This window comes from Streptomyces sp. NPDC005752 (genome assembly GCF_040630715.1).
Taxonomy (GTDB): Bacteria; Actinomycetota; Actinomycetes; order Streptomycetales; family Streptomycetaceae; genus Streptomyces.
Genome location: NZ_JBEXYB010000009.1, coordinates 67,768 through 75,046, shown reverse-complemented (window position 1 = coordinate 75,046; position 7,279 = coordinate 67,768). Strand labels below are relative to the sequence as shown.

Here is a 7,279-nt window from a genome sequence, read left to right as displayed (position 1 = left end):
GCACGAAGCAGGTCGTGGACCCGGCGACCGGCCAGGCCGTCTCCACGGCCCCCGACGGCACCGTCACGACCGAGAACCTCGGCAGCCTCGGCAACCTGAACAGTGGGAACGGCGGCCTCGGAGACCTGGGGGGTCTCGGGAACCTGGACGGCCTGGAGACCCCGACGGGCGGGCAGACCGGACTCGTCGACGGTGACTTCGCCACGATGTTCGCGGACGGTGGCTCGGCGCGTTTCGATCCGGAGAGCGGGATGCTCACCAGCACCGGCCCGGACGGCTCCACCATGGAGACCGACCTCACCCACGGGGCCAGCGTGAACAACCCTGACGGCTCGACGACCTTCCTGGACGACGGCCAGCTGACCACCACCTTCCCGGACGGCTCCAAGCAGATCATCAACCCGGACACCGGCGTCGCCACCGTCACCGATGCCCAGGGCAGGACCGAGACGGTGGATCTGAAGGATCTCAACTCGTCCATTCCCACCAACAGCTCGGGAATCTTCGACGAGCTCGGCGGCCTCGGTGACCTCGGCGACCTCAATGGTTCCGGCGGTGGCGGCGGTGGTGGCACCACCAGCCGCGACGTACCACTCTCCGAACTGGGACTCGGTGGTGGCCAGGTGAGCGCCGGTGCGTCCGGCGGCGGCATCCCGGGTGCCTCCGTGGACGGCATCGGCACGGGCCCGGTCGCCCCCCTCTCCGACAGTGCCACCGCCGGCGCGGGAACCCCGCTCGCCGCCGCCGGGGGCACCGGAGGAGCCCCCGGTGCCCCCGGCACGCCCGGCAGCCCCGGCATGCCGATGGGTGGAGGCATGGGCGGCATGGGCGGCGGCGGCGAGAAGGGCAACGGCGAGCGGGTGCGTTCCGTCCTCGTCGACGCGGCCGAGGAGAGCGAGCGCCGCACCCGACGCCGACGCAGCCCCTGGAACCGGCAGGAGGACAGTGACACCTTCCTGTCCCCGGCCTCCCGGGTGACGACCACCGGCGGCGATTCCCCCGAGGAGTCGACCGAGCCGGGCCGCAGGTCCACCACGTCGGCCGACTACCTCGAGGAGGACGCGGACGTGTGGGGCACCGAGGAGGGCGGCACCCCGTCGGTGATCGGCCGGTGACCACCACTCAGGTCCGGCCCTCCGCCGCGGTGAGAGGGGCCCGAACCCACCCCGGCTTCCGCATTGGGGTCTTCACCAGGCAAGATCAACGGAGGAGTTGAGTCGCCGGGGACCTGGGGCCCGGCACATCCGTCCGGGCGCAAGGGTGCCCGGACGTACGGACAGACGGACGGAGAGGGAGGGAACGAGCATGACGGAACCGTTGGAGAAGCGCCTCGAGAAGGCCATGGCCGAACTGCAGTCGGCCCAGGAGGCGGTCGCACGCACCGAGCGCGAGCTGCGGACGGCGTCGTTCGCGGCACTCTCCTCCGACCGTGCGGTCCGTGCCACGGCGGGCCCGCAGGGTGAGCTGACCGGGATCGACTTCCTGGAGAACAAGTACCGCGACATGTCACCGCAGGAGTTGGCCGCCAGCGTTCTGGAGGCGGCGAACGCGGCGCGCCTCAAGATGAACCGTCATGTGATGAAGGCGATGGCGCCCTTCGCCGAGCCCAGCAGCAACGTGCCGGAGCTGAAGGGCTTCGAGATGGACTGGGAGCGCATCTTCGGTCCCGAGGTACTGCGCGAGGACGACGGGGACACGGCACGTGACGCTCAGGCCGCGCCCGCCTGGCGGGACGCGATCGGCGAAGAGGGAGAGGACTGACGATGGGACAGCGGTACTACGTAGACCCGCATCGCATCGAGGCCCTGGCCAAGCAGCTGGAGGAGATCGGCACCCTGACCAGGAGCATGACCGAGGAGTTCCTCGACGAGCTGGCACCCACGGTGAGCTGGCCGGGCACGGAGGGCGAGTTCGCGGAGAAGGCCAAGCCGCAGGAACAGAAGGAACGGCAGACCACGAAGGACACCATGCTGTCCATCCGTGATGCGCTGGTGGGCATCACGGACGCCACACTCGGCAACGTCCGGATGATGAAGGACACCCGCGACCAGAACATCGAGAACGTCGAGCAGGGCACCAACCGCATCGACACCGACGGACTCGACGGCCCGGGCGGGCATGGGCGCCGCTGACCTCCGCGCCGCAGGCCGCTCCCACGCCATACCGGGAGCGGCCGCTCCGTCCTGCCCGCACGGGCTCCAGGACGGTCCCCGATGAGCATCCAGGTCTCGCCCGAGGTCAACGCGATGATCTTCATCCTCACCGGGGAGAGGCTCATGGACGCCGACGAGGATCTCGCGTTCGACAGCCGTCGGCCCTATTCCGGCCTGGGCCGGAAGCTGGACAGGCTGTCCTCGCTGATCGACAAGTCGGTGCACGACATCGGCGAGTCCATGCCGGACGACCTCGCCAAGTCGTACGGCAAGGCGATGGGCATGCTCATCGACGACGGCGGCAAGAACTACCTGCGCGACTTCGCCGAGCAGCTCGACAAGATCGCCGAAGGCCGCCGCAAGACCTCCATGGACATCATGGAGTCCAAGTGGCAGGTCATCGCCGAGATCATCCGGCTGCTCATCGAGATCGCCATCTACCTGGCGCTGTCCTTCTTCACCGGCGGCGCCTCGGCCAGTCAGATCATGCTGGCCAAGATGCGCAGCCGGTTCTTCATCCTGACCACGCTCACCCACCTGCTCCAGCGGCTGCACCTCGCTCCCTCGCTGACCGAGGCGTTCGCCGAGGCGTTCACGACCTTCGCCGTACGGCTGGCGATGATGAACTTCGCCCCGGACGGCCGCCGCCCCGACGGCATCGACTGGAGTGACATCGGCAAGGCCGCCGCGTTCGGCGCTGCGGCCGGCTTCCTCACCAGCGTCTTCGACAAGTTCGCGCGGGGCATCGTCAAAAGTTTCGACAACAACTTCCTCAAGAACGCCCCTGACCTCGACTTCAAGAACAACCCCAACCTGAAGAACAACCCGGACCTCGACCTCCCGAACGACCGCCCGAACCCCAGGCCGAACCCCGAGCCCGGCCCGAAGCCCGACCGTGACAGCTTCCTCAACGACCGCCCTGACCCCAGCCCGTACGGGAACGGCCCCGGCCCCTCGAACAACCCGCCGGTCACCTTCCGGAACAACCCGCTGTCCTTCCGGAACAACACCGAGCTGTGGCGGAACAGCCGGATCCTGCGCTTCAACGCCGACCGGCCGGGTGCGCTGGCCGGGCACTACGGGTTGAAGGGCACGGCAGACTTCCTCGCCGCCGGCTCCGGTGAGGCGCTCGCGGAGATCCTGATCAAGGGCGCCTTCGACGGCGACTGGTCCACCAGCTGGTCCACCTTCGTCGGCGCGGGCATCAGCAGCCAGGTCGAGGCGACGCTCAGCGACACGGCCGTGAACAGCGCCGCCGAGCTGCGTCACGTCATCGACAAGCTGCGCAACCCGCCGCCCACCGTCTCCGGTGGCACCACCGACTCCGACGGCGGTTCGTCGCGCTCGGGCGGCGGCTCGGATCGCACCGAGGGTCCCTCGCGTCCGGACACCACGGGCGGCGACGGTCCCACGCTCACCTCACCGCCGCCGGTCTCCCAGCAGACCACCGGACCGGGGTCCGTCACCGGCAGCCAGTCGCCTCCGCCGTACGTCTCCGAGAACCCGCCGCCGTACACGTCCCTGGATCCGCCGCCGTACTCACCGGGACCGCTGCCGGTGACCGCCACCGAGAACGCGCTGTGGCAGCAGGTCCACCAGGGCCCGGCCGACGTCCGTGAGCAGGCACTGCGTGACCTGGCCACCCTGCGTGGCTCCCAGCCGCCCGGCGGCGCCGAGATCGGTGTCCGGGACAGCCTGCACGGCAACCTGTCGCAGCTGCCCGAGGTCCGGGTGGTTCCTGCCGGGGGCAGCCCCGCGAACCAGGTCGACACGGACGAGGTCCGCCGCGCGCTCGACGGCTTCGGCGCCCAGGTCACGGTGGACGCCCCGATCGCGGTGGGCGCCACTCCAAGCGCGGTGGACAGCCCTGGCGTGGTGGGCGAACCCGGTGAGGTGAACAGTCCCGGCACGGTGGGCGACCCCGGCACGGTGGGCGACGCAGGCACGGTTGGCAGCCCCGGGGCAGCGGACGGCCCGGGTGCGGTGAACAGTCCCGGCACCTCCGGTAACAGCCCCGCCGCGACCTCGGGAAACCCCGCCGCACGACCCACCGGGGGCAATGCCGACCTCGTGGTGGACCACGGCCTGGACGTGCCGTCGGACGATGTGGCGGACGGTCCGGGCGCCATGCCCGGGGCGTCCCCGGAAAACGTCGCCGTGGACGCACCGGCGGAATCTGCTGTGACGTCGCCGTCCCCGGAGAGCGACGCTCAGGGTGCCCCGGTGAACAACGCGCAGGGGTCTCCCGACAGCGACGTCCAGGGTGCTGCGGAGAGCAACGCGCAGGGGTCTCCCGAGAGCGACACCCAAGGTGTTTCGGAGAGCGACCTCCAGACGTCGCCCGGAGAGGCGGCGGGCCGGAACGACGACACGGCCACCGCGCCGGGCGGCCAGGGGAACCCCACTCCCGTCGCCACGGGCGGCAGCCCCACGGCCTCCGCCACTCCCGGAACGGGCAGCGGCGCCCGGCCGGGTGGCGTACCCACGGCGGGAGGTGCCCCGGCTTCCTCCGCCGCGTCCCCGCAGGGCACCCGCGCTCCGGACGGCGCAGCCCCGGTGGACGGCTCGCCGACCGCGACTGACGACTCGTCGCAGACCACTCCCACGCCGGAGGCCGTCGACCCGAACGGGACCGACGTCACGCCGGACTCCGACGAGAGCGTCCCCACCCCCGTCGGCGACAGCACCGAGGTCGACAGCACCACGGTCGACACCACCACGGGCGACGTCACCACCGCTCCGGCCGTCGACCCCACCGCGGACACCGCTTCCCATCCCACTGCCGACACCGTCACGGCACCGCCGAAGGTGAGCACCGTCGGCTCGTTCGCCGACAGCGGCGACGTACGTGACGTCAGCGGCACAGCCGACGTGAAGTCCGACCCCACGCGCGCCGGGAACCACGGCTCCACCACGCAGCCGCCCCTGACGATCGTGGTGTCGCAGCTGCCGCCACCGGGGGAGGGGTCGCAGGAGGCGGCCGGACTGCTGGACGGGGCCGGCACCGACCGGGCCGTGGTGCTCGGGCCGGCGGTCGCGCCCGACGGGGCGGGACGCCCCGTACGCGCCGCGGTCGAGCTGACCCGCGAGGGGCCGGGCGCCCCGGTGCAGGTCCGCCCGCTGACCGGCCCGACGCCCGCCGCGACGGCCGACGGCAGCGTGGACACCGCGTTCCCAGGCGCGGACGTGCTGCTGCCGCTGGCCGACGCCCTCGGTCCGATGCCCCGCCCCGCCACCGAGAGCGCCACCACCACCGACGACACCCCGGCCGTCACCTCAACCGCCACGCCCCCGCCGACGGGCCCCGCGGAGAAGGCGACCCCCGTACACGGCAACCCGGTCGCCCCGGACTCAACCATCGCCACGACGCCCGCCCCCGACAAGCTCGCCACCCTGTCGCGGCCCTGGAGCGAGCCTGCCACCGACGTGTACCTGGAGTCGGGCGACAGCAACAGTGACGGCGCCGGCGGACGGGCTACCGGCCCCGGCACCGGACACGGCACCGGGACCGGCGGCCCGCCGCCCCCGCCCGCCCCGATCACCGCGGAAACCTCCCCCACGACCCAGCCCGTGGTCCTCCCCCCGCCGCAGGCCCGGATCGTCGTACGCCCCGTTGACGGCGCGGCCACCACCGACAGCGACGGGGACGGGGCCGGCAGGCCCGCGAGCGAGCCGGCCGTCGTCACCCTGGACGGCCTCACGGTGCCCCTCAGTCAGCTGCGGCGCCTGGTGCCGGACACGACGGTGCAGCCTCAGCCGGGCCGTGCCGTCCGGACGCTGACCATCTCGCAGAGCCCGGCCGATGACGGCACGCGCCGCGACGCGGGGCGCCGGGCGCTACTCGGACAGGACACCTTCCGCGGGGTACGCACCGTCTCCGACGGCTCCCCCTCCTCGCCCCCACGAGTCGGGACGGACTCCGTCGCGGGTACCGAAGCGGAGCGGCCCGCCCCACGCACCGTCTTCACCGGCCCGTCGGTCCCACTCCCCGGTGCGGGCACCGAGGAGGGCGCCGATTACGTCGTGAACCACGCCACTCCCCGTACCGTCACGCTCGGCACCGAGGACGCGGCGCGGCCCAGCGTGGAGGTCAGCGGTGTCCAGTTCGGGAAGGTGCTCAAGTCCTGGGCGGTGGACGGCGATGAGGACCGGCCGCTGGTGCTGTACTCCTGCAAGACCGGACAGCAGCCGGCGATCGCGGGCCTGCCGGTGGCGCAGCACGTCGCGAACCAGACCGGGCGGTCGGTGTGGGCGCCGACCACAGAGGTGGGCACGGCCCGCGACCGGGACGGCGAGGTCCGCGCGGTGCTCACCGAGGGCACGGACGGACCGGGGCGCTGGCGGCTGTTCACCCCGGAACCCAGCGGCGCGGACCTGGACAGGTCGGCGCGCGATGCCGGTCTGCACGCGGGCCCCGACCCGGCGGACCCGTTCGCCCGCGCCCGCACCCTCCAGCAGATCCGTACGCTGCGCGACGCCCTCGGACCGGACGCCGAACAGCGCCCCGAAAACACGGAGTTGCTCGCCGGTCTCGCCTACGTGGACGGTCTGCGCTGGCTGAGCGCGGACAGCGCCGCCCGTTACGGCGACGGCCGCATGACCCCGGACCTGCTGCGTCGCATGGTCACCGACTGGCACACCGCCACCGGTGCCACGACGGCCGGCCAGTCCGCCGACCCCACTGTCGAGCAGTACACCGACTTCCTGCGCGCGGCGGCCGGACTGCGGGCCGGCGCCGGGCCCGACACGACGCTCGGCGACCTGCTGCCCCCGCCGCCTGCCCAGCTGTCCCCCACCACGTCGGTCTCGCGGGAGGACGTGCGGGGACTCTCCTACGCGCCGTCGGCGGAGGTCGCCTGGTCGTTGTCGAGCGCACCGCTGCCGCTGTCCGAGCTGGCCCTCGGCCCCGAGGACACGGCCGAGCTTGCTCGACGCCTGCACGGTCCGGCGCCCATGACCAACGGCCATGAGGAACAGCCGTCGAAGCCCGAGCCGCTGAAGGCGGGTGAGGTCGATTCGTATGCGGCGCGTCATACGTACGGGATGGCGGAGAAGGGTTTCAAGGAGTTCCGTGATCTGGCGCGGGACAAGAACGTGGTCATCGACGTGCGGCCGACGAATCCGCA

The 7,279-nt window shown here is 72.2% G+C and carries 2 protein-coding genes and 2 pseudogenes; all 4 read left to right on the top strand.

The features are described from left to right. Window positions 1-1,115, top strand: a pseudogene (locus ABZ441_RS09915) (hypothetical protein); the annotation flags it as partial. A gap of 190 nt (window positions 1,116-1,305) precedes the next feature. After that, on the top strand, window positions 1,306-1,761 hold the full coding sequence (locus ABZ441_RS09910; protein WP_205021644.1) for a YbaB/EbfC family nucleoid-associated protein: 456 nt from the start codon (window positions 1,306-1,308) through the stop codon (window positions 1,759-1,761). A gap of 2 nt (window positions 1,762-1,763) precedes the next feature. Beyond that, complete coding sequence (locus tag ABZ441_RS09905) at window positions 1,764-2,132, top strand: hypothetical protein (protein ID WP_358970330.1); 369 nt, start codon at window positions 1,764-1,766, stop codon at window positions 2,130-2,132. An 81-nt stretch (window positions 2,133-2,213) separates the two neighbouring features. Next, window positions 2,214-7,279, top strand: a pseudogene (locus tag ABZ441_RS09900) (hypothetical protein); the annotation flags it as partial.

What these genes read in the sequence shown, in the direction of transcription:
- ABZ441_RS09905 (WP_358970330.1), top strand. Translation starts at nt 1,764, where the DNA reads ATGGGACAGCGGTACTACGTAGACCCGCATCGCATCGAGGCCCTGGCC.
- ABZ441_RS09910 (WP_205021644.1), top strand. Translation starts at nt 1,306, where the DNA reads ATGACGGAACCGTTGGAGAAGCGCCTCGAGAAGGCCATGGCCGAACTG.